19 protein-coding genes and 1 pseudogene are annotated in these 21,424 nt (G+C 73.1%); 15 read left to right on the forward strand and 5 right to left on the reverse strand.

Features of this window, described 5'->3' with window-relative positions:
- Positions 1 to 148: 148 nt before the first annotated feature.
- The gene (locus ACWEJX_RS33310; protein WP_451611149.1) at positions 149 to 1,336 is read right to left on the reverse strand and encodes a saccharopine dehydrogenase family protein; all 1,188 of its coding nucleotides are present in this window, start codon (positions 1,334 to 1,336) and stop codon (positions 149 to 151) included.
- A gap of 297 nt (positions 1,337 to 1,633) precedes the next feature.
- On the opposite strand from ACWEJX_RS33310, the gene ACWEJX_RS33315 reads away from it, so the two are divergent.
- From ACWEJX_RS33315 to ACWEJX_RS33330, 4 genes are all read left to right on the forward strand, one after another.
- Positions 1,634 to 2,794: a CaiB/BaiF CoA transferase family protein gene (locus tag ACWEJX_RS33315; RefSeq protein ID WP_451611150.1), complete on the forward strand. Its 1,161-nt coding sequence runs from the start codon at positions 1,634 to 1,636 to the stop codon at positions 2,792 to 2,794.
- Positions 2,791 to 3,942, forward strand: coding sequence for an acyl-CoA dehydrogenase family protein (locus tag ACWEJX_RS33320; protein WP_451611151.1), 1,152 nt, complete (start codon positions 2,791 to 2,793; stop codon positions 3,940 to 3,942). The genes ACWEJX_RS33315 and ACWEJX_RS33320 overlap by 4 nt, the downstream gene beginning before the upstream one ends.
- Before the next feature lie 91 nt (positions 3,943 to 4,033).
- A complete protein-coding gene (locus ACWEJX_RS33325; RefSeq protein WP_451611152.1) occupies positions 4,034 to 5,248 on the forward strand; it encodes an acetyl-CoA C-acetyltransferase in 1,215 nt (404 codons plus the stop codon).
- Between the two features lie 50 nt (positions 5,249 to 5,298).
- Positions 5,299 to 7,476: a 3-hydroxyacyl-CoA dehydrogenase NAD-binding domain-containing protein gene (locus tag ACWEJX_RS33330; protein ID WP_451611153.1), complete on the forward strand. Its 2,178-nt coding sequence runs from the start codon at positions 5,299 to 5,301 to the stop codon at positions 7,474 to 7,476.
- Here ACWEJX_RS33330 and ACWEJX_RS33335 read toward each other — a convergent pair.
- A complete protein-coding gene (locus tag ACWEJX_RS33335; protein WP_451611154.1) occupies positions 7,460 to 8,224 on the reverse strand; it encodes a MerR family transcriptional regulator in 765 nt (254 codons plus the stop codon). The genes ACWEJX_RS33330 and ACWEJX_RS33335 overlap by 17 nt on opposite strands.
- 164 nt (positions 8,225 to 8,388) lie before the next feature.
- On the opposite strand from ACWEJX_RS33335, the gene ACWEJX_RS33340 reads away from it, so the two are divergent.
- The 4 genes from ACWEJX_RS33340 (at position 8,389) to ACWEJX_RS33355 (ending at position 11,337) form a co-directional block, all read left to right on the forward strand.
- Positions 8,389 to 9,384 (forward strand): hypothetical protein, encoded by a 996-nt coding sequence (locus tag ACWEJX_RS33340; RefSeq protein WP_451611155.1) that lies wholly within the window; start codon positions 8,389 to 8,391, stop codon positions 9,382 to 9,384.
- Positions 9,385 to 9,618: 234 nt separating this feature from the next.
- Positions 9,619 to 10,329 (forward strand): class I SAM-dependent methyltransferase, encoded by a 711-nt coding sequence (locus ACWEJX_RS33345; RefSeq protein ID WP_451611156.1) that lies wholly within the window; start codon positions 9,619 to 9,621, stop codon positions 10,327 to 10,329.
- Entirely contained in the window at positions 10,326 to 10,829 is a 504-nt protein-coding gene (locus tag ACWEJX_RS33350) for a macro domain-containing protein (protein ID WP_451611157.1), read from the forward strand. The genes ACWEJX_RS33345 and ACWEJX_RS33350 overlap by 4 nt, the downstream gene beginning before the upstream one ends.
- A 43-nt stretch (positions 10,830 to 10,872) precedes the next feature.
- Entirely contained in the window at positions 10,873 to 11,337 is a 465-nt protein-coding gene (locus ACWEJX_RS33355; protein ID WP_451611158.1) for a hypothetical protein, read from the forward strand.
- Between the two features lie 75 nt (positions 11,338 to 11,412).
- Here ACWEJX_RS33355 and sph read toward each other — a convergent pair whose 3' ends face one another.
- Positions 11,413 to 12,396: a sphingomyelin phosphodiesterase gene (gene sph / locus ACWEJX_RS33360; protein ID WP_451611159.1), complete on the reverse strand. Its 984-nt coding sequence runs from the start codon at positions 12,394 to 12,396 to the stop codon at positions 11,413 to 11,415.
- Between the two features lie 171 nt (positions 12,397 to 12,567).
- On the opposite strand from sph, the gene ACWEJX_RS33365 reads away from it, so the two are divergent.
- Together ACWEJX_RS33365 and ACWEJX_RS33370 are read left to right on the forward strand one after the other, a co-directional pair.
- Positions 12,568 to 13,056: a F0F1 ATP synthase subunit B family protein gene (locus ACWEJX_RS33365; protein ID WP_451611160.1), complete on the forward strand. Its 489-nt coding sequence runs from the start codon at positions 12,568 to 12,570 to the stop codon at positions 13,054 to 13,056.
- A gap of 536 nt (positions 13,057 to 13,592) precedes the next feature.
- The gene (locus tag ACWEJX_RS33370; RefSeq protein ID WP_451611166.1) at positions 13,593 to 14,429 is read left to right on the forward strand and encodes an oxygenase MpaB family protein; all 837 of its coding nucleotides are present in this window, start codon (positions 13,593 to 13,595) and stop codon (positions 14,427 to 14,429) included.
- A gap of 59 nt (positions 14,430 to 14,488) precedes the next feature.
- Here the strand turns inward: ACWEJX_RS33370 and ACWEJX_RS33375 are convergent, their stop codons facing one another.
- Positions 14,489 to 15,097, reverse strand: a complete 609-nt coding sequence (locus ACWEJX_RS33375) for a TetR/AcrR family transcriptional regulator (RefSeq protein WP_451611161.1) — start codon at positions 15,095 to 15,097, stop codon at positions 14,489 to 14,491.
- Positions 15,098 to 15,144: 47 nt separating this feature from the next.
- Here ACWEJX_RS33375 and ACWEJX_RS33380 point away from each other — a divergent pair, with 47 nt between their 5' ends.
- Positions 15,145 to 15,696 (forward strand): GNAT family N-acetyltransferase, encoded by a 552-nt coding sequence (locus ACWEJX_RS33380; protein WP_451611167.1) that lies wholly within the window; start codon positions 15,145 to 15,147, stop codon positions 15,694 to 15,696.
- A gap of 92 nt (positions 15,697 to 15,788) precedes the next feature.
- On the opposite strand, the gene ACWEJX_RS33385 is transcribed toward ACWEJX_RS33380, so the two are convergent.
- The gene (locus ACWEJX_RS33385; RefSeq protein WP_451611162.1) at positions 15,789 to 17,291 is read right to left on the reverse strand and encodes a M1 family metallopeptidase; all 1,503 of its coding nucleotides are present in this window, start codon (positions 17,289 to 17,291) and stop codon (positions 15,789 to 15,791) included.
- Between the two features lie 221 nt (positions 17,292 to 17,512).
- Here ACWEJX_RS33385 and ACWEJX_RS33390 point away from each other — a divergent pair, with 221 nt between their 5' ends.
- From ACWEJX_RS33390 to ACWEJX_RS33405, 4 genes and pseudogenes are all read left to right on the forward strand, one after another.
- On the forward strand, positions 17,513 to 19,597 hold the full coding sequence (locus tag ACWEJX_RS33390) for a Xaa-Pro dipeptidyl-peptidase (protein ID WP_451611163.1): 2,085 nt from the start codon (positions 17,513 to 17,515) through the stop codon (positions 19,595 to 19,597).
- Positions 19,594 to 20,895 (forward strand): M14 family metallopeptidase, encoded by a 1,302-nt coding sequence (locus tag ACWEJX_RS33395; protein ID WP_451611164.1) that lies wholly within the window; start codon positions 19,594 to 19,596, stop codon positions 20,893 to 20,895. Before ACWEJX_RS33390 ends, ACWEJX_RS33395 begins: the two co-directional genes overlap by 4 nt.
- Before the next feature lie 121 nt (positions 20,896 to 21,016).
- Positions 21,017 to 21,325, forward strand: coding sequence for a hypothetical protein (locus ACWEJX_RS33400; protein WP_451611165.1), 309 nt, complete (start codon positions 21,017 to 21,019; stop codon positions 21,323 to 21,325).
- Positions 21,325 to 21,424 (forward strand): annotated as a pseudogene (locus ACWEJX_RS33405) (aldehyde dehydrogenase family protein); the annotation flags it as partial. The gene ACWEJX_RS33400 and the pseudogene ACWEJX_RS33405, both read left to right, overlap by 1 nt.

Raw genomic sequence — 21,424 nt, forward strand, 5'->3', positions numbered from 1 at the left:
GGGGGCGCCGGGGGGGGGGGGGAGCCGGGGCCCTATGTGAACAACTGGGGGTTAATGTTCCTTTTGGGAAAAAATCTGGCCCCCACCCCGGGGGGGGGCCGCCCCCCCCCCCCCCCCGGGGCTGATCCGTACGGTGCGACAGGGGCGCTCAGCCCGAGTGCGCCACCCGGAACCGCAGCCCCGCCGCCCGCAGCCGGTCGAGCAGCGCGTCGCCCATCGCGACCGCCGTCGTGACCTGCCCGGCGGTCGGCGGCAGCGCGTCGAAGGCGAGGCACAGCGCCGACTCGGCGAGCATCTTCGCCGTCTCGTCGTAGCCCGGGTCGCCGCCCGACACCTCCGTGAAGACCCGCCGTCCGCCCCCCTCCCCGACGAACCGGACGGAGAACCAGCTGCGCGCCCGTCGTTCCGCGTCCGGGCCGCGGCCCGGCTCGTAACGCGCCATCAGCCAGTTCCGGACGAAGGGCAGTTGGGCGACGAGCACGCCTGTGCCGACGGCCGCCGAGCCGCCGAGTGCCATCGGCAGGGTCTTCACGGAGGCGTAGTGGCGGTAGCGGAAGTCCGGGCCGTAGCGTTCGAGGGCCCGCGCCGAACGCGCCACCACCTGCGGGTCGAGCGTCGGCAGCGGCAGCGCCCAGGTCCCGGTCTCGCGGCTGAACCGCGGCCCGCCGAGCGGCGAGCGGGCCCGTCGGGTCACCAACCGCGGCTCGTGCAGGCGCCGTTCGTGCGCCGCGCGCAGGATCTCCCGGCCGCGCCCGAAGGCGGTGAGCGCCGAGGCGAAGGTGCCGCCGGAGAAGATCGCGCCGGCCCGGACGAAGCCGTCGACGCGCAGCGGCACCCCCGCCGGCAGCTGCTTCACGGTGAAGTACACGCCCAGGTCGTGCGGGACCGAGTCGAAGCCGCAGGCGTGCACGAGCCGGGCGCCGGTCTCGCGGGCGCGGGCGTCGTACCGCACGTACATGCGGTCGACGAACTCCGCCTCGCCGGTCAGGTCCAGGTAGTCGGTGCCGGCCTCCGCGCACGCGGCGACCAGCCCCTCCCCGTACCAGACATAGGGGCCGACCGTGCTGGCCACCACCCGCGCGGACCCGGCGAGCTCGCGCAGCGAGGCCGGGTCGGTGGAGTCCGCGACGAGCAGCGGCAGTTCGGCGCAGCGCGGCCACCGCTCCGCGAGCCGCTCGCGCAGGGCGGTGAGCTTGCCGATGCTGCGGCCGGCGAGGGCCCAGCTGCACTCCGCCCGGGCGTGCTCGGCCAGATACTCCGCGGTGAGCTCGCCCACGAATCCGGTCGCCCCGAAGAGCACCACGTCGTACGGCCGTACAGCCGCCCCAGTCTCCATTGCGCCCCAGCCCCTCCGCCTTCGTCCGCGCCGTCCCCCGGCGCGGATGCCGTCGGCGGACTCTAGCGGACGGCGCCGCCGAGGCGGACCCGGTGATACTCCTGGGTAATTTCCAAGCGCTTGCTCGGCCCGGGGGCTTGTGCCGAGTGGAACACGTTCCTAGCATCTTCGGTGTTACATCATCACTGTCACACCTGGCCTCGCGCCCGCTTTGCGCCCGCTTCACACCCGCCTCGCACCCGCCTCGCACCCGCTTCACGCTCGCTCTCACACCCGCCGCGCACCCCTGGGGGCCCGATGACGACACCCGCCCGGTCCCGCACCGGACCGCTCTCCGGCGTCCGCGTGGTCGAACTCGCCGGCATCGGACCCGGCCCCTTCGCCGCCATGCTGCTGGCCGACCTCGGCGCCGACGTCGTGCGGGTCGACCGCCCCGGCGGCCCGGGCCTCGGCATCGACCCCGCGTACGACCTCACCAACCGCAACAAGCGTTCGGTCCTCGTCGACCTCAAGGCGGACGGCGGCCCGGACACCGTGCTCGACCTCGTCGCCCGCGCCGACATCCTGATCGAGGGCTACCGCCCGGGCGTCGCCGAGCGCCTCGGCGTCGGCCCCGACGCCTGTCTCGCCCGCAATCCGAGGCTGGTCTACGGCCGGATGACCGGCTGGGGCCAGGACGGGCCGCTCGCCCCCACCGCCGGCCACGACATCGGCTACATCGCCGTCACCGGCACCCTCGGCATGATCGGCCCCGACCCCGACGGCCCGCCCAGCATCCCCGCCAACCTGGTCGGCGACTACGCGGGCGGCTCCCTCTACCTCGTCATCGGCGTCCTCGCCGCCCTCCAGCACGCCCGTACGCACGGCGAGGGCCAGGTCGTCGACGCCGCCATCGTCGACGGCACCGCCCATCTCGCCAGCATGATCCACGGCATGCTCGCGGCCGGCGGCTGGCAGGACCGGCGCGGGGTCAACCTGCTCGACGGCGGCTGCCCCTTCTACGGCACGTACGAGACCTCCGACGGCGGCTACATGGCCGTCGGCGCCCTTGAGCAGCAGTTCTACGACGAGTTCGTGCGGCTCCTCGGCATCGAGGGCGTCGCCCCGGCGCGCCGTGACCCCGCCCGCTGGGGCGAGCTGCGCGCGGCCGTCGCCGACCGCTTCCGTACCCGTACGAGAGACGAGTGGACGGCCGTCTTCGAGGGCACCGACGCCTGTGTGGCCCCCGTGCTCTCGCTGCGCGAGGCGCCCGCCCATCCGCACCTCGCCGCCCGCGGCACCTTCGTCGAGTACGCCGGACTCGTCCAGCCGGCGCCCGCGCCCCGCTTCTCCGCCACCCCCGGCACGGTCCGCACCGGCCCCGCCCTGCCGGGCGCCGACACCGACGAGGTCGCCCGCGACTGGGCCGTGCCCGCCCTGACCGCCCTCCCTCCCGACGACAAGGAGCAGCAGGCATGAAGCGCCGGCTCTACACCGCCGACCACGAGGCCTTCCGCGAGACCGTCCGCACCTTCCTCGCCAAGGAGGTGCTGCCGCACTACGAGCAGTGGGAGAAGGACGGCATCGTCTCCCGCGAGGTCTGGCGCGCCGCCGGCCGGCAGGGGCTGCTCGGCCTCGCCGTCGACGAGGAGTACGGCGGCGGCGGGAATCCCGACTTCCGCTACAGCGCCGTCCTCGCCGAGGAGTTCACCCGGGCCGGCACCCCCGGCCTCGCCATCGGCCTGCACAACGACATCATCGGCCCCTACCTCACCTCCCTCGCCACCGAGGAGCAGAAGCGGCGCTGGCTGCCCGGCTTCTGCAGCGGCGAGATCGTCACGGCCGTCGCCATGACCGAGCCGGGCGCCGGCTCCGACCTCCAGGGCATCCGCACCACCGCCGAGGACCACGGCGACCACTGGATCCTCAACGGCTCCAAGACCTTCATCTCCAACGGCATCCTCGCCGACCTCGTCGTGGTCGTCGCGAAGACGACCCCGGAGGGCGGCGCCCACGGCCTCTCCCTCCTCGTCGTCGAGCGCGGCATGGACGGCTTCGAGCGCGGCCGGAACCTCGACAAGATCGGCCAGAAGTCCCAGGACACCGCCGAGCTGTTCTTCAACGACGTCCGCGTCCCCAAGGAGAACCTGCTCGGCGATCTGAACGGCGCCTTCGTCCACCTGATGACCAACCTGGCGCAGGAACGGCTCGCCATCGCCGTCGCCGCGATCGCGGGCGCCGAACACCTCCTGGAGCTGACGACCGCGTACGTCAAGGAGCGCGAGGCGTTCGGCCGGCCGCTCGCCCGGCTCCAGCACGTCCGCTTCGAGATCGCCGAGATGGCCACCGAGTGCGCCGTCACCCGCAGCTTCCTCGACCGCTGCATCGAGGAGCACGCGAACCCGGACGGGCCGGGGCTCGACGCGGTGCACGCCTCCATGGCCAAGTGGTGGTCCACCGAGCTGCAGAAGCGGGTCGCCGACCGCTGTCTGCAACTGCACGGAGGATACGGCTACATGAGCGAATTCCCGGTCGCCAGGGCGTTCACCGACGGCCGGATCCAGACCATCTACGGCGGGACGACCGAGATCATGAAGGAGATCATCGGCCGCTCCCTGCTCGGCTGACCCGGCCTCCGGACCGGCCCCCCGGACCCGCACCCCGACAGACCCGGCCCCCAGACCCGCACCCCGACAGACTCGCCCGAAAGGCAACACCGTGACCACCGAAGCGTACGTCTACGACGCGATCCGCACCCCGCGCGGCCGCGGCAAGGCCAACGGGGCCCTGCACGGCACCAAGCCGATCGACCTCGTCGTCGGCCTCATCCACGAGATCCGCGCCCGGTTCCCCGGACTCGACCCGGCCGCCATCGACGACATCGTCCTCGGCGTCGTCGGCCCCGTCGGCGACCAGGGCTCCGACATCGCCCGGATCGCCGCCATCGCCGCGGGCCTGCCCGACACCGTCGCCGGCGTCCAGGAGAACCGCTTCTGCGCCTCCGGCCTCGAAGCCGTCAACCTCGCCGCCATGAAGGTCCGCTCCGGCTGGGAGGACCTCGTCCTCGCCGGCGGCGTCGAGTCCATGTCCCGGGTGCCGATGGCCTCCGACGGCGGCGCCTGGTTCGCCGACCCGATGACCAACATCGCCACCAACTTCGTCCCCCAGGGCATCGGCGCCGACCTCATCGCCACCATCGAGGGCTTCACCCGCCGCGACGTCGACGAGTACGCCGCCCTCTCCCAGGAGCGCGCCGCCGCGGCCGTCAAGGACGGGCGCTTCGACCGCTCCCTCGTCCCCGTCAAGGACCGGGCCGGCCTCACCGTCCTCGACCACGACGAGCACCTGCGCCCCGGCACCACCGCCGACTCGCTCGCCCGCCTCAAGCCGTCCTTCGCCGACATCGGCGAGCTCGGCGGCTTCGACGCCGTGGCGCTGCAGAAGTACCACTGGGTCGAGGAGATCGACCACGTCCACCACGCGGGCAACTCCTCCGGCATCGTCGACGGCGCCTCGCTCGTCGCGATCGGCTCCAAGGAGGTCGGCGAGCGGTACGGGCTCACGCCCCGCGCCCGGATCGTCGCCGCCGCGGTCTCCGGCTCCGAGCCCACCATCATGCTCACCGGCCCCGCCCCGGCCACCCGCAAGGCGCTCGCCAAGGCCGGCCTCACCATCGACGACATCGACCTCATCGAGATCAACGAGGCGTTCGCCGCCGTCGTCCTGCGCTTCGTCAAGGACATGGGCGTCTCCCTCGACAAGGTCAACGTCAACGGCGGCGCCATCGCGCTCGGCCACCCGCTCGGCGCCACCGGCGCGATGATCCTCGGCACCCTCGTCGACGAGCTGGAGCGCCAGGACAAGCGCTACGGCCTCGCCACCCTCTGCGTCGGCGGCGGCATGGGCATCGCCACCATCGTCGAGCGCGTCTGAGCGCCGGTCCGAACCCCTTCTGACGGACTTCTTACGGAGAAGCAGCAGCCATGAGCGAGAGCACCACCATCCGCTGGGAGCAGGACGAGACCGGCGTCGTCACCCTCGTCCTCGACGACCCCGACCAGTCCGCGAACACCATGAACCAGGCCTTCCGGGCCTCCGTCAAGGCGATCGCCGACCGCGCCGCGGCCGAGAAGGACGCCATCCGCGGCATCATCTGGACCTCCGCGAAGAAGACCTTCTTCGCCGGCGGCGACCTCAAGGACATGATCAAGGCCGGCCCCGAGGACGCCCAGGCGATCTTCGACACCGCCATCGAGATCAAGGACGCGCTGCGCCGCATCGAGACCCTCGGCAAGCCCGTCGTCGCCGCCATCAACGGCGCCGCCCTCGGCGGCGGCTACGAGATCGCGCTCGCCTCCCACCACCGCGTCGCCCTCGACGCCCCCGGCTCCAAGATCGGCCTGCCCGAGGTCACCCTGGGCCTGCTCCCGGGCGGTGGCGGCGTCGCCCGCACCGTACGCCTCATGGGCATCACCGACGCGCTCCTCAAGGTGCTGCTCCAGGGCACCCAGTACAACCCGAAGCGCGCCCTCGACAACGGCCTCGTGCACGAGCTGGCCGCCACCCCGGAGGAGATGCTCGCGAAGGCCCGCGCCTTCATCGACGCCCACCCCGAGTCGGCGCAGCCCTGGGACGTGCCCGGCTATCGGATCCCCGGCGGCACCCCGGCCAACCCGAAGTTCGCCGCCAACCTGCCGGCCTTCCCCGCCAACCTGCGCAAGCAGCTGAACGGCGCCCCCTACCCGGCCCCGCGCAACATCATGGCCGCGGCCGTCGAGGGCTCCCAGGTCGACTTCGAGACCGCGCTCACCATCGAGAGCCGCTACTTCACCGAGCTGGTCGTCGGCCAGACCGCGAAGAACATGATCCAGGCGTTCTTCTTCGACCTCCAGGCCGTCAACTCCGGCGCCAGCCGCCCCAAGGGCGTCGAGCCGCGCAAGGTCGGCAAGGTCGCCGTGCTCGGCGCCGGCATGATGGGCGCCGGCATCGCGTACTCCTGCGCCCGCGCCGGCATCGAGGTCGTCCTCAAGGACGTCTCCACCGAGGCCGCCGCCAAGGGCAAGGCGTACTCCGAGAAGCTGTGCGCCAAGGCCGTCGCCAAGGGCCGCACCACCCAGGAGAAGGCCGACGCGCTGCTCGCCCTCATCACCCCGACCGGTGACGTCGCCGACCTCGCCGGCTGCGACGCCGTCATCGAGGCCGTCTTCGAGGACACCGCGCTCAAGCACAAGGTGTTCCAGGAGATCCAGCACGTCGTCGCGCCCGACGCGCTGCTCTGCTCCAACACCTCCACCCTCCCCATCACCGTCCTCGCCGAGGGCGTCGAGCGCCGGGCCGACTTCATCGGCCTGCACTTCTTCTCGCCCGTCGACAAGATGCCGCTCGTCGAGATCATCAAGGGCGAGCGGACCGGCGACGAGGCGCTGGCCCGCGCCTTCGACCTGGTGCGCCAGATCAACAAGACGCCGATCGTCGTCAACGACTCGCGCGGCTTCTTCACCTCCCGGGTGATCGGCCACTTCATCAACGAGGGCGTCGCCATGGTCGGCGAGGGCGTCGAGCCCGCCTCCGTCGAGCAGGCCGCCGCCCAGGCCGGCTACCCGGCGAAGGTGCTGTCCCTCATGGACGAGCTCACGCTCACCCTGCCGCGCAAGATCCGCAACGAGACGCGGAAGGCGGTCGAGGAGGCCGGCGGCACCTGGGTCAGCCACCCGGGCGAGCTCGTCATCGACCGCATGGTCGACGAGTTCGGCCGCCCGGGGCGCAGCGGCGGCGCCGGCTTCTACGAGTACGGCGAGGACGGCAGGCGCGGCAGGCTGTGGCCGGGCCTGCGCGAGCACTTCACCAAGCCCGAGGTGGACATCCCCTTCCGCGACATGCAGGAGCGGATGCTCTTCGCCGAGGCCCTCGACACCGTCCGGCTGATCGAGGAGGGCGTCCTCACGTCGGTCGCCGACGCCAACATCGGCTCCATCCTGGGCATCGGCTTCCCCGCCTGGACCGGTGGCGTGCTCCAGTACGTCAACGGTTACGAGGGCGGCGTCGCCGGCTTCGTCGAGCGGGCGCGCGAGCTGGCGGCGACGTACGGCGAGCGCTTCACGCCGCCGGCGCTGCTCGTGGAGAAGGCCGAGCGCGGCGAGGTCTTCACGGACGCGCGGTAGGAGACGGTCCCGCTCGGAACGCGGTGCGGAGCTCCTCGCTGAGGGAGCGCTGGAACGCGGTCACGAGGGCCTGGACCACCATCGGCTGCATGTGCGCCGAGAGCGACTTCATCGCCGTCAGGTGGTCCGGGTCCTCGCCGCTCTCCCGGTACGGGTTCCACACCTGCTCCTGGAACAGCCGGGCCAGCTCCTGCGCGGCGGCCCGGGCGTGCTCCAGGAGCACGGTGCGGGAGGCCAGGATCGTCTCGTGCTCGATCGGCACGTCGAGCAGCTCGACGCCGAGCCGGAGCAGGGCCCCGTCGAGCCGGAAGGCGTCGGGGTCGGCGGTGCGGTCGAGCACGCCCATCGCCGCCAGCCGGTCCACGTCCCGGTCCGCGAGCGGGCGCCCGGCCCGCCGTTCCAGCTCCTGCCGGGTGATCTCCTCGGCGGACTCGGGCGCCCAGGAGGCGACGAGCGCCCGGTGGATCGCCAGGTCCTGCGCGCTCAGGTCCGCCGGCAGCTGCTCCAGATACCGCTCGATCGCCGCGAGCGTCATCCCCTGCCGCTGCAGCTCCTCGATCAGCGCGAGCCGCGACAGGTGCTCGGGCCCGTACCGCCCGACCCGCCGCGGCCCGATCACGGGCGGCGGCAGCAGCCCCCGCGTCCCGTAGAACCGCACGGTCCGCACGGTGACGCCGGCCCGCGCGGCCAGCTCGTCCACGGTGTACACGGGGGCGGCGTGCACGGGCGCGGTGGGGGTCTGCTCCATGGCGCAACAGTATTGCTGTCTCACTGATGGTGTAAAAGACCTCGGGGCGAAGGAGCGGCGAGCTTCTCCGAGCCGCAGCCGGGGCTGCCGGCGAGCCGGAATTCATGACCTGTCCGTGGCCGGACCGCTGCCTGATCGACCTGGCGCCGGACGGGCAGCAGTTCATGACCGACACCAAGCGGTCTCACGGCCGCACCGCCGACGTGTGCTGGGATACCCGCATGAAGGATCGCCACCTGTACGCCGAGATCAATGTGGAATGGCCCGAGCCGGCCGCCTACGAGGAGATGGCGCGCGCGTGGCTGGACGGCGGGTTCAGCGCACTGGCAGGCGGGCACCGGCTGGCGCTGGAGACCGGGCCGAAACTGCCTCCGCAGGCAATGCGCCGCAACATTCCCTGCGGGCCGCCCCACGCTGCCTGGGGCTTCGTTTCGGTCGCCCGCCACGACGGCCGGCAGCTTCGCCGTTCGGCCCGGGTGATCTCCGCCCGGAGCCTGTCGTGGTTTCTCGCACAGCTGGCCGAGCCGCCACGCACCGCCACGATCGGGCTTTCCGTGCTCGACGAACGCGGCTACCCGGGCCGCAGCCCGCTGCGGATCACGGTCGACCGCCCGGAGGCCGAGGACCCGTCGGAAGCGATCGACTGGGCGGTGCTGTCCTTCCGGATCCCCGAAGCGGATCTGCTCGACGCCGCGCGGCAGGAGGTGGTGCTCGGCTTCCTGCGCGGTGTCAGTGAGGCCCTGGACCCGTCATTCGGCAACATCACCTACCACGACGGGCTGGGCAAGACGGGTCTCGAGCGGACACTCGGGCCTCCGTGGAAGTTCCCCAGCGAAACGATCCCGACCAGCCGTCAGGCGCTGCGCGGATACGAGTGGTGGACGATCTGCCCGAAAGAGCTGGCCGACGCCGTCGGCGGCACCGACACCCTGCGCACCACCGGCGCCTTCCACGAGGTGGTCCGGCTGCCGTCGGGCGCGTTGTGGTTGCAGGCGACGGAGCATTACCGGGATTACAGCGCCGACGCCTGTTCGGCGGTGTTCCACGCGCTTGCTCCCGCCCTCCCGCCGGGCACACCGAAACACTTCGAGCAGCGCCACGGCGAACCGGCGGAGCGGATCGTCTACCAGGACGCGGCAGCCGTCACCCGGAGACGGTGAAGGTTGGCTCGTTTCCTGTGCTCACGCGATGACGTCGTACGAAGGTACGCACCCCGCGTCACATTGCCGGCCGCTCGGTTCCACCTGCCCCCGCCCACTGGAGAACGGTCGGCCGCCGGCAGGTGCCGCCGCGGGACGCCCCGGCGGGGCTGACCCGGTCGCTCGACGGGCTGTGCCAGGGTGGCGTGAGGACGTCGAGCAGGCCGTACGTCCCTGGCCACGGGAGCTGCTGCCATGACGATCAAGCATCCGCTCTTCGCCCGCTGCTACGCGCGGTACGCCGGCCCCGCCCTGGCGAAGGCGGGCATGGACGAGCACCGCAGCCGGCTCCTGGCGGGCCTGACCGGCGAGGTCGTGGAGGTGGGCGCGGGCAACGGCCTGAACTTCCCCCACTACCCGCCCCAGGTCACCCGCCTCGTCGCCGTCGAGCCGGAACCGACCCTGCGCGCCCTGGCCGAGCAGGCCGCCGCCCGCGCCCCCGTCCCCACCACGATCGTGGCCGCCCGCGCCGAACAGCTCCCCTTCCCCGACGGCTCCTTCGACGCGGCCGTCGTCTGCCTCGTCCTCTGCTCGGTCGCGGACCCCCGCGCGGCCCTCGCCGAACTCCACCGAGTCCTCCGCCCCGGCGGCCGGCTCCGCTTCCTCGAACACGTCCGTTCCTCGTCGCCCGCGCTGCGCCGCGTGCAACGCGCCCTCGACGCCACGGTCTGGCCCCGCCTGGCGGGCGGCTGCCACACCGCCCGCGACACCGAGTCCGCCGTCACCGCGGCGGGCTTCACCCTGACCGCCATCGACCGTTTCGACTTCCCGCCGAGCCGCCTCCCGCTGCCGGCCGCCCCGCACATCCTCGGCACGGCCGTGCGCGTCCGCGACGGAGGGGCATCGGACGAAGGGGCGTCGGGCGGAGGGGCATTGTCAGAGGGGGCCCCTACCGTGGACCCATGAGCATGATCGAGTACGTACAGGGGGACGCCACCGCTCCGCGGGGGAAGGGCGTCAAGATCGTGGCGCATGTGTGCAACGACCTCGGGGGCTGGGGGAAGGGCTTCGTCCTCGCCGTGTCGCGGCGGTGGGCGGAGCCCGAGGCGGCGTACCGGCGGTGGCACCGGGAGCGGGCGCGGAACGACTTCGGGCTCGGGGCGGCGCAGTTCGTCCAGGTGGAGCCGTATGTGTGGGTGGCGAACCTGGTGGGTCAGCGGGGGATGCGGACCGGGCGCAGCAGCGGGGTCCCGGTGCGGTACGAGGCGATCGACGCGGCGCTCGGCCGGCTGGCCGAGAAGGCGGTGGAGCTCGGGGCGTCCGTGCACATGCCGAGGATCGGATGCGGGCTCGCGGGTGGGACGTGGGAGCGGGTCGAGCCGCTGATAGCGGAGCGGTTGGTGGCGCGGGGGATCGCGGTCACCGTGTACGACCTCGGGGGACGGGGCGGGCGGGGCGGGCGCTAGAGTCTTGCGCCTGTTCGAAACAGGGGCATGACAGGGGAGGGTTATGCAGACGCAGCTCAGGGAGACGGCCACGGAGTTGGCCGCCGTGCTGTGGCGGGAGCACACGGTGTACCGCGAGCGTGGGGGCGGGGTGGTGATCCGGGGCGAGCACGTGCGGCGCTGGATCAGTCTGGCGCCGACCGGTGGGAAGGACCAGGCACTGGTCCGGGCCGGGCGAATACTCGACGGCGGGACGACCGCGCCCGCCCGCCTGGAGGTCGTCGTGGACCTGGCGGCCGGGACGGCCGAGCTGGCCGCGGTGTGCCGCCGGCTGCTCGCCGAGGTCGCCGCCGACGCGGCGCCGTCCGCCGCCGGGGCCACCCGGACCGGCGCCCGTACCGCCCGGGCCGCGCGGAGCGCGCGCCCGCGCAAGCGGCGGCACACCGGCTTCGGCTCGTGGGTGGTGCTGGTGTGCGTCGCGGCGGTCGTCGCCCTCTGGGCGTACACCGCCTTCGGCGGCGCGCGCTAACCCGCGGCCGTACGCGCGCGGCGGCGCCGGAAGCCCCCCTCGGGCCCCGGCGCCGCCGCCCGGCAGCCGGCGGGGTCAGCCCGCCGCGTACGCCGTCACCGGGTAGTGGTCGGACAGGTTGGTGTACGTGTAGTCGGTGCCCCAGCTGGAGACCGTCCAGGGCGCGGTCGTCTCCGGCACCACGTTGTTCGTCCAGCCCGCCGGGCGCGGGTGGCCGGCCCGGTACAGGACGTAGTCGAGGTCCTCGCGCGGGTCGGTCGGGTAGCGGTAGTTGGCGATCGAGTTCGTCTGCGTGTCGAAGGAGTACGGGTGGCCGGTGCGGGCGTCCGCGCCGACCAGGTCCGCGTCGGCGAGCATGGTGCCGTACTCGGAGGACCGCGAGTCCACGTTCATGTCACCCGCGACGATGACCTCCTCGTTCGCCGGGATGTTCTTGGCGTCGAGGAAGGCGTCGATCGTCTTGAACTGCCGGCTGCGCATCTGCGCCGCCTCGCCCGCCGAGCAGCCCGGGTCGGTGGACTGGGCGTGCGTGCCGACGACGTGCACCCTGGTGCCGTTCACGTCGAGGACGGCGTAGACGAAGCCCTTGTTCGAGTACCAGTCGGCGCCGCAGGCGTCCTTGTAGATGTACTGCTCCTTGCGGACGACCGGCCACTTGCTCAGCAGCGTCACGCCGCCGTCCTCCGGCGTCATCGAGGAGTACGAGCCGCCCGTGGCGTCCCAGCCCGTCTTGGACCGGCCGACGACCGGCGTCTGGTACGGGTACTCGGCGGCCGCCTTCGACTTCAGGGCGTCGGACGCGGTGTTGTCGAACGCCTCCTGGAGCACGACCACGTCGTTGCCGTGGAAGAAGGACGTCGTGGGGATCGTCGCGGCCCGGTAGCCCTGTCCCCAGTTCGGGTACAGGTTCGTCGACATCAGGAAGGTGTTGTAGGTGAGCACCTTCAGGCTCGGGGTCGCGGCGGCCGAGGCCGCCGGGGCGTTCGCGACGAGCGCGGCGGCGGCGAGCGTGACGGAGAGGACCGCACCGGAGGTACGGCGAAGCGCGGCGATCGGCACTGATAACTCCCGTTGGATGGTGGGGGGTTGAACCGGCGCCGCACATCAAATCAGCCGTGGTTACCTTCCGGTAGCCGTTGGATGCCGCGAATCTTGCGCGGTTCGCACAAACGCGCCAACTCTCTGGCCACTGTCTGAATTGTGATGTTTGCGATTAGGTAAGATGCGCGCATGACCCTCGCGCAGAACTCGCAGATCTTCCCCACGGACCTGGGCCCCCTGAACCCGGTCTGGGCTGAGCTCATCCTCAGCGCCGTCCTCTTCGGCCTGACCTTCCTGATCCTGGCCAAGGCGGTCCTCCCGAAGATCAGCCGCACGCTCGCCCAGCGTGAGGACGCCATCGACGGCGGCACCGAGCGCGCCGACGACCTGCGCGCCGAGGCCGTCGCCATCCGCGAGCAGTACGAGGCCGAGCTCGCCGAGGCGCGTCACGACGCCGCCCGCATCCGCTCGCAGGCCACCGAGGAGGGCTCGGCGGCCATCGCCGCCTCCCGCGCCGAGGGCATCGCCGAGCGCGACCGCATCCTGGCCGCCGGCCACGAGCAGATCGCCGTCGAGCGCGAGACCGCCGAGCGCGAGCTCTCCGCCGACGTCGACGCCTGGGCCCGCTCCCTGGCCGGCCGCATCGTCGGCGAGCCGGTCGGCGCCGAGCGCGCCTGACGCATCCCGCGCACCCGTACGGGGCCGCGCCCCGGGCCCTCCGGCCCGGGCGCGGCCCCGCGTCATGTCCCGGGGCAGCGGGTTCGGTCCGCCGGAGCCGCCGGACGGGCCGGGTTCGCTTGCCCGCCGGCCGCAGCCCGGGCAGCCTGGGAGACGCGCACAGGAGGGGAGACCGCGTGAGGGAGAACGACCGCATGTCCACCCGGCAGTACCCACAGCCGGGCCCGCCCGGCCCGGTGACGGGGGAGCCGACTGCCGACGCGAGGCCGGCTGCCGAGCAGGCCGCGGCCGCCGTCGCTCCGGCCGCCGCCGGTGAGGCTGCTGCCGAGCGGGCCACCACCGCTCCGGCCACCACCGCTCCGGCCGCCGCCGGTGAGGCTGCTGCCGAGCAGGCCACCGCGCCTACGGCCGCCGGCGCCCCCGCTCCGATCGCCGCCGGGCACGCTGCCGCGCCCGCGCCGCCCCACCACCCCGCGCCGACCGACCGCCCCGCGTCGCCCCGTCGGCCCGAGCCCGTGCCGCCGCCCGTCGGTGGTGTGCTCTGGACCGTGGCCGGGGACATCCGGGCGCTGCTCATGCTGCCCGCCGCGCTCACCATGCAGGTCGCCCATCCCGCCATCGGTGCCGGCGTCGACGACCACTCCGTCTTCCGGACCGACCCCTGGGGCCGCGGTGAGCGTTCCCTGCGCTCGCTCCAGCTGTGGATCTACGGCGGGGAGCGGGCCGCCGAGGAGGGGCGCAGGCTGCGCGCCCTCCACAAGGAGATCCAGGGCATCGACGCCCACGGGCGTCGCTACCACGCGCTGAACCCCGCCTACTACGCGTGGGTCCACGCCACCGGCTACCCCGTCTACCGCCACGGCCTGAGCTATCTCGCCCGCCCCCTCACCGAGGCGCAGGAGCGGCAGCTGTACGCCGAGTGGCTGCGGGTCGGCCGGGTGCTCGGCATCCACGACCGGGACATGCCGCAGACGATCGAGGAGTTCTGGCCGTACTACCGCCGCGTCCTCGACGAGGAGCTGGAGGCCACCGTCGTGGTCCGCGACCTCCTCGCCACCGACGCCCCGGTACCCGCCCCCGACCGTGGCCCCCTGCCCGTACGCCTGGCCCTGCGGCTCTTCTGGCCGCTGCTCCGCGGACCCTTCCTGCGCGCTCGCGCCTTCCTCACCGTCGGCCTCATGCCGCCGGACGCCCGCGTCGCCATCGGTCTGGCCTGGACCCCCGCCCAGGAACGCCGGCTGCGCCGCCTCGGCCTGGTCGTACGGACCGTGGTCCCTGTTCTCCCCGAGCGCCTGCGTTACCTCCCCCTGGCCCGCGAAGCCCGTGCCCGCGCCCGAGCGCAGGCCCGCGCGAAGAAGACACCCCGAGGCTAGGCAGGCCCGGGCACAGTCCCGGCCCAGGGCGGCCCCACTGCCGCCACCACGTTCCGGGCCTACCCCTCCCGGCCCGGCGGGGTCGCCACCAGCGCCGCCAGGTAGTCGTCGAGCAGCTCCACCTGGCGCTCCGCCGGGAACGCCGCCGGGTCGAGGAGGGACTGGACGACCAGGCCCAGGACGAAGGACTGGGCGCCGGTCGCCAGGTGCGACGGGTCGCCCGGGGGCAGTTCGCCGTGGTCCTGCGCCGTGGCGATCAGCTCGGCGAGCCGGGCGCGGCTGCGGCCGTACTTCCCCGCGTAGTCGGCGCTCAGGGCCGGGTCGGCGAGGGCCGTGTCCCAGGAGGAGACCCAGATCCGGTTGCTCGCCGTGGCCTCGTCGGTGAGCGGCAGGATGTTCAGCAGCGCGGCCCGTACGGCGGCGAGGCCGGGTTCGCCCGAGTGCCGCCGGGGGCGCGCCGTCGTACGCTCGTCGAGCAGGTCCAGGGCGTACGCGACCAGGTCGCGCTTCGCCGGGAAGTAGTGGGTCAGCAGCCCGGTGGTGGCACCCAGCTCGGTGGCGACGGCGCGCAGCGTCAGGCCGCCGAAGCCGTGCGCGGCCAGGACGCGCCAGACCGCCTCCGAGACGTCACGGCGCCGGGCCTCGTGGTCGCCCTTGGTACGTGGCATGCTGCTACGGTAATAGTCATAACGCTTGTTGTGTGAATGGGGCCCCGATGTTCTCCCTCCCGCTGCGGGACAACGCCGTCCTCCGGCCGCTCGAAAGCTGGCACGCCGAGGAGTTCGCCGCCCATCTGGACCGGGCGCGCGACCACATCCGGCCATGGGTCGGCCCGGCCTTCGTCACCTCCGACGTCGCGGGCTGCCGGGCCACCCTGGTCCACTACGGTGAGCGGCAGGCCGCCGACGGCGGACGCCTGTACGGCATCTGGCTCGACGGCACGCTGGTCGGCGGCGTGATGTTCACGGTCTTCGACGCCGCCTGGGGCACCTGCGAGGTCGGCTGCTGGCTCGAACCGGCCGGCGAGGGACACGGCCTGGTCACCGCGGCCTCCACCGCCCTGCTCGACTGGGCGCTCGTCGAGCGCGGCCTGCACCGCGCCGAGTGGCACTGCCGGGCCGACAACGACCGCAGCGTCGCCGTCGCCCGGCGGCTCGGGATGAGCCTCGAGGGCACGCGGCGCGAGGCATGGCCGTACGACGGCGTCCGGTACGACAAGCAGATCTGGGGCATCCTCGCCTCCGAGTGGCGGGCCCACCGCGCCTGAGGTGCCGTACCCGCACGGCGTGCGGACAAGACGGAGCCGCCGTCCCGCCTGGCCAGGGGGACGACGGCTCCGTCGCTTCGTGGGTGCGCCCGTCAGCGCTCGTGGATCGTGTTCGTCTCCGCGATCTTCTTCCAGGACTTCGGCTGCACCGGCTTCGCCGCGGTCAGACCCTTCGTCGCCGCCAGGCCCGCCTCCGTGGCCGCCGGCGCCGCCGGCTTCACCGGCTGGTACAGCCAGGTGTCGAAGAGACCCGCGAGCGGCTTGCCCGACACCTTCTCCGCGTACTGCACGAAGTCGGAGACGTGCGCGTTGCCGTACGCGTGCTCCTGCGGCCAGCCCTTGAGGATCGCGAAGAACGTCTCGTCGCCGACCTCGTTCCGCAGCGCCTGGAGCGCCAGCGCGCCCCGGTCGTACACGGCGATGTCGAACTGGTTGTCCGCGCCCGGGTCACCCGGCTTGACCGTCCAGAACGGGTCGTCCGCCGCCCGCGTCTGGTACACGTAGTCCGCGAGCTCCTGCGCCGTGCCCTCGCCCTCCTTCTCCGACCACAGCCACTGGCTGTAGCGGGCGAAGCCCTCGTTGATCCAGATGTCCTTCCAGTCGCCGACCGACACGCTGTCGCCGTACCACTGGTGCGCCAGCTCGTGCACGACCACCGAGACGTTGGCGCCGTTCGCGAACTGCCGCGGGCTGTAGTACGGCCGGGTCTGCGTCTCCAGCGCGAAGCCGGTCGTCACGTTCGGCACGTAGCCGCCGATCGCGTTGAACGGGTACGGGCCGTAGAGCGACTCCAGCCACTCGGCGACCTCGGCGGTCCGCTCGACCGAGGCGCGCGCCGCGCCCGCGTTGTCGCCGAGCTCCGTGCTGTAGGCGTTGAGGACCGGCAGGCCGCTGGCCGTCTTGTCCGTCGTGATGTCGAACTTGCCGACGGCGAGCGTGGCGAGGTACGTCGCCTGCGGCTTGTTGGAACGCCAGTTGAAGCGGGTCCAGCCGAGCTTCGAGGACTGCGACTGCAGCACGCCGTTGCTGATCGCCTGCGTGCCGTCCGGCACCAGCACGGAGACGTCGAAGGTCGCCTTGTCGAGCGGGTGGTCGTTCGACGGGAACCACCAGACGGCCGAGTCCGGCTCGTCCGCCGCGACACCGCCGTCGGGCGTGCGGTGCCAGGCCGACCAGCCGCCGATCTTCAGCTCGGACGGCTTGCCCGCGTAACGGACCACGACCGATATCGACTTGTCCTTCTCCAACGGGACCGCCGGGGTGACCTCCAGCTCGTGGTCGCCGGACGTGGCGAACTTCGCGACGCGGCCGTTCACGCGGACCTCGCTGACCCGCAGGCCCAGGTCGAGGTTGAAGCGGGACAGGTTCTGCTTGGTGGTGGCGAGGATCGTCGCCGTGCCCTCCAGCAGGTCCGTCGCCGGCTGGTACTTGAGACGCAGGTCGTAGTGGGACACGTCGTAGCCGCCGTTGCCGCTGGCGGGGTAGTACGAGTCGCCGATGCCCGGAGCGCCCGCCTCGAACGTGGCCGCCGATGCCGGGATCGCCAGCAGGAAGGAGGCCGCGAGAGCGCTCGGAACGATGATTCTGCGGTGCACAGGTGCTCCTCAGGTCGTGAAGTAGCAGGAGAAGTCGCAGGAAACGCAAGACGCGTGGTGGGCCGTCGGTCCTCAGCGACCCTATTCAGCCCCGCGACGGGCCGTCACGTCCAGAGCACCTCCTGTCACATGATCGCCATTCGGCCGACATGCACCGCCCTTACCGGGCGCCGCCGCAGGCACTCTTTTGCACCGCAGCGGCCCGGGGTACCTTCCGCCCCATGCCGATACGTGCGCGGAGAACCCGCTCGGTCCGTCTGTCGTGCAGATCCCTCGCCGTCGCCGCCGCGACGGCCCTCGCCGCCGCCTTGCTCGCCCCCGCCGGAGCCCAAGCGGCCCCGTCCGTACGGGAGTCGAGACCCGTCTACTCGTACGCCGACGCCGTCCGCGAATCCGTCTGGGTCGACACCGGGCTCGACAGCGACGCCGACGGCCGCACCGACCGGGTCGCCGTCGACATCGTCCGGCCCCGCGAGCCCGCGGCCGCCGGCCGCCGCGTCCCCGTCATCATGGACGCCAGTCCGTACTACGCCTGCTGCGGGCGCGGCAACGAGGGGCAGAAGAAGACCTACGACGCCGACGGGAGGCCCGTCCAACTCCCGCTGTTCTATGACAACTTCTTCGTACCGCGCGGCTACGCGTTCGTCGCCGTCGACCTCGCCGGCACCAGCCGCTCCGACGGCTGCGACGACGTCGGCGGACCCTCCGACGTGGGCTCCGCCAAGGCCGTCGTCGACTGGCTGAACGGCCGCGCCCACGGCTACACCACCCGCACCGGCACCGAACGGGCCCGCGCCACCGACTGGTCCACCGGCGCCGTCGGCATGATCGGCAAGAGCTGGGACGGCACCATCGCCAACGGCGTCGCCGCCACCGGCGTCGAAGGACTGCGCACCATCGTCCCGATCGGCGCGATCTCCTCCTGGTACGACTACTTCCACTCCCAGGGCGCGCCGCTCTACGACGCCAACCCGACCTGGCTCTCCGACTACGTCGCCGGCCCCGACGCCAGGGCCCGGTGCGGAGCCGTGCAGAGCCGGATCGCCGCCGCCACCCCGTACAGCGGCGACTGGACCCCGGCCTGGACCGAGCGGAACTACGTGCCGGACGCGGGCAAGGTGAAGGCCAGCGTCTTCGTCGTGCACGGACAGCAGGACCTCAACGTCCGCGCGGGCCAGTTCGGCCAGTGGTGGGACGCCCTCGCCGCGCACGGCGTCGAGCGCAAGATCTGGCTCTCCCAGACCGGCCACGTCGACCCCTTCGACTACCGCCGCGCCGACTGGGTCCGCACCCTGCACCGCTGGTTCGACCACTACCTGCTCGGCTACGACAACGGCATCGACCGCGAACCGGCGGCCGACATCGAGCGCGCCCCCGACCGCTGGACCACCGACCGCAGCTGGCCGCCGCGCGGCACCGCCACCACCGTGCTCCGCCCCGCGCCGGGCGCGGCGCCCGGGGTCGGCACCCTCGGCCGGACGCCCGCACCGCGCGGCACCACCGAGACGTTCACCGACGACCCGGCCCAGAGCGAGCTCCAGTGGGCCGCCGACATCGACCGGACCACGGCCGCCAAGGCCGGATTCGCCACCGCGCCGCTCGCCCGCGAACTGCGCGTCGCCGGCTCCTCGACGGTGACCGTCACCGCCACCCCGACGACCACGACCGCACACCTCAGCGCCGTCCTCGTCGACCTCGGCCCCGCCACCATCCGCGCCTACACCGAGCCCGGCGAAGGCATCACCACCCTTGCCGGGCGCAGCTGCTGGGGGGCGAGCACCGACGGCGACAGCGCCTGCTACAAGGACACGGAGGCACGGACGGCGGACGTCGGGTACACGGTCGTCAGCCGCGGCTGGGCCGACCTCGGCACCTGGGCGGACCCGCGCGTGGGCCGGCCGCTCACGCCGGGACGCCCGTACGCGATCACGATCCGCCTCGCGCCGACCGACCACGTCGTCCCGGCCGGCCACCGGCTCGCCCTGATCGTCGCCGGCACCGACAAGGACCTCCTCGACCCTCCGTCGACCACGCCGACCCTCACCCTCGACCTGGCCCGCACGGCGGCGCGCGTACCGCTGCTCGGCGGAGCCCGCGCCTTCGACCGGGCGGTCACGTCCCCGGCCGGCGCCTTCGACCGGGCGGTCACGCCTCCGGTCGGCGGCTTCGGCCCGGCGGTGGCGTCCCCGGCCGGCTCCCCGGCGCGTGACCTCACGGCCGGCCCGTCCGTTCAGCACCGTGCCGCTCCGACCGGCGCCCCCGTGCCCCCGCGCACCGGCGCCCCGATCCCCGGTGAGGACCGATGACCCGCACCGCCCGTCACCGCCGCCGCGCGCTCACCGTCGCGGCCGGCGTCGCCGCCCTCGGGCTGCCGCTCCTCGCCGCCCCCACCGAGGCCGCGGGCAACGCGCCCGACCCGACGCCGCCGCGCACCGGCTTCGAGACCAGCGACGGCGCCCGCTGGACCGGTGAGGCCGAGGAGACCGCCTTCCTCGCCGCCGTCGACCGCGACAGCGCGGCCCTCTCCGTCCGCACCGTCGGCACGACCGCGCAGGGCCGCCCGCTGCGGCTCGCCACCATCGGTACCGGCGCCACCACCGTGCTCCTCGTCTGCTCCCAGCACGGCGACGAGCCGGCCGGCCGCGAAGCCTGCCTGAGCACCCTGCGCGACCTCGCCTACGCCCAGGACGGCGCGACCCGGCGCTTCCTCGCCCGCACCACCCTCCTCGTCGTGCCCACCGCCAACCCCGACGGCCGGGCGGCCGACACCCGGGGCAACGCCGCCGGCGTCGACATCAACCGCGACCACCTCGCCCTGCGCACCAACGAGACGCGCACCCTCGCCGCCGTCATCCGCGACCGGCGCCCGGAGCTGATCTACGACCTCCACGAGTACGGCGCCACCCCGCCCTACTACGACAAGGACCTGCTCGCCCTCTGGCCGCGCAACCTCAACACCGACCCCCGTGTCCACGACGAGGCGCGCACCCTGTCCGAGGCGTACGTACGCCCCGCCGCCGGTCGCGCCGGATACAGCAGCGGCATCTACGGCATCTGGACCGACCCGCTCACCGGCGAGCCGATCAAGCAGGTCGCGGGCGACGGTCAGGAGCGCATCCTGCGCAACACCGCGGGCGTCAAGAACGCCGTCGGCCTGCTCGTCGAGACCCGCCAGAACGCCCTCGACCCGGCCGAGCAGAACGACCCGGCCCCGGGCCACCGCCGCCGGGTCGCCACCCAACGGGCCGCCCTCAAGGGCGCGTTCGCTTACCTCGACGAGCGGCGCGGACCGCTCATGGCCGCCACGGCCGCGGCCCGCCTCGCCGGTCTCGCCGACCGCGGCCCGGTCCTCCTCGGCGGCGCCGACAACGACCCGGCCGAACCCGCCGAGATCCTCCAGGACCCGCCGTGCGGCTACCGCCTGACGGGAGCTCAGTACGAGGACGTGCGGGACGAGTTGGCGTTGCACGGCGTCCTCGTACGGAAGGACGGCGACGGGGTGCTCGTACCGCTGCGGCAGCCGCTGCGCGCGCTCGTACCGCTGCTGCTCGACCCGCGGGCGGGTTACGGGCTCACCGGCGGAGAGCCTGTGGAGAGGTGTTGAGGAACTGGTGACCGAGGGCGCGGTGCGGCGGTTCTCATGATCGTTCCGAGTATTGTTACCGACGGGTATTGACCATACCTGAACGGGCAACGGGCCTGAGGCCCGGAACTTGGAGTGACACATGACGAACGCGACGCCGCTGCGCCGCACCCTGTCGGCTCTCGCCGCCACGACGCTGCTGGCCGGGGGCCTGCTGCTCGGGCAGACCGTGACCGCACCGACGGCCCAGGCCGCCGGCTCCACGGTCACCTGCAACGTCCCGAAGATGCGCCAGGAGTCCCACGAACTGCGCGTCAAGGCCGCCAAGCTGAAGCAGCTCGGCTCCCGCGAGGAGGCCCGCCGCGTCAGCGCCCAGGCGGACGCGCTGGACCGCCGCATCAAGGCGTGCGTCGACGCGGACGACCACGCCCAGAAGCCCTTCCCGAGCTGAGGGCACGCGTCAACGCCCGTGTGCAGAACAACGGCCAGTCCTGCATCGCCGCCAAGCGGTTCATCATCCACGAGGCCGTGTACGACGACTTCGCCGAGC

The sequence above is a fragment of the Streptomyces sp. NPDC004788 genome (genome assembly GCF_053601115.1).

Excerpts from the sequence above, each read along its gene's own strand:
- ACWEJX_RS33395 (WP_451611164.1), top strand. The coding sequence starts at position 19,594 with ATGACCCGCACCGCCCGTCACCGCCGCCGCGCGCTCACCGTCGCGGCC.
- ACWEJX_RS33355 (WP_451611158.1), top strand. The coding sequence starts at position 10,873 with ATGCAGACGCAGCTCAGGGAGACGGCCACGGAGTTGGCCGCCGTGCTG.
- ACWEJX_RS33350 (WP_451611157.1), top strand. The coding sequence starts at position 10,326 with ATGAGCATGATCGAGTACGTACAGGGGGACGCCACCGCTCCGCGGGGG.
- ACWEJX_RS33400 (WP_451611165.1), top strand. The coding sequence starts at position 21,017 with ATGACGAACGCGACGCCGCTGCGCCGCACCCTGTCGGCTCTCGCCGCC.
- ACWEJX_RS33375 (WP_451611161.1), bottom strand. The coding sequence starts at position 15,097 with ATGCCACGTACCAAGGGCGACCACGAGGCCCGGCGCCGTGACGTCTCG.
- ACWEJX_RS33330 (WP_451611153.1), top strand. The coding sequence starts at position 5,299 with ATGAGCGAGAGCACCACCATCCGCTGGGAGCAGGACGAGACCGGCGTC.
- ACWEJX_RS33340 (WP_451611155.1), top strand. The coding sequence starts at position 8,389 with ATGACCGACACCAAGCGGTCTCACGGCCGCACCGCCGACGTGTGCTGG.
- ACWEJX_RS33345 (WP_451611156.1), top strand. The coding sequence starts at position 9,619 with ATGACGATCAAGCATCCGCTCTTCGCCCGCTGCTACGCGCGGTACGCC.
- ACWEJX_RS33335 (WP_451611154.1), bottom strand. The coding sequence starts at position 8,224 with ATGGAGCAGACCCCCACCGCGCCCGTGCACGCCGCCCCCGTGTACACC.
- ACWEJX_RS33320 (WP_451611151.1), top strand. The coding sequence starts at position 2,791 with ATGAAGCGCCGGCTCTACACCGCCGACCACGAGGCCTTCCGCGAGACC.
- ACWEJX_RS33390 (WP_451611163.1), top strand. The coding sequence starts at position 17,513 with ATGCCGATACGTGCGCGGAGAACCCGCTCGGTCCGTCTGTCGTGCAGA.
- ACWEJX_RS33365 (WP_451611160.1), top strand. The coding sequence starts at position 12,568 with ATGACCCTCGCGCAGAACTCGCAGATCTTCCCCACGGACCTGGGCCCC.
- ACWEJX_RS33380 (WP_451611167.1), top strand. The coding sequence starts at position 15,145 with ATGTTCTCCCTCCCGCTGCGGGACAACGCCGTCCTCCGGCCGCTCGAA.
- ACWEJX_RS33310 (WP_451611149.1), bottom strand. The coding sequence starts at position 1,336 with ATGGAGACTGGGGCGGCTGTACGGCCGTACGACGTGGTGCTCTTCGGG.
- ACWEJX_RS33315 (WP_451611150.1), top strand. The coding sequence starts at position 1,634 with ATGACGACACCCGCCCGGTCCCGCACCGGACCGCTCTCCGGCGTCCGC.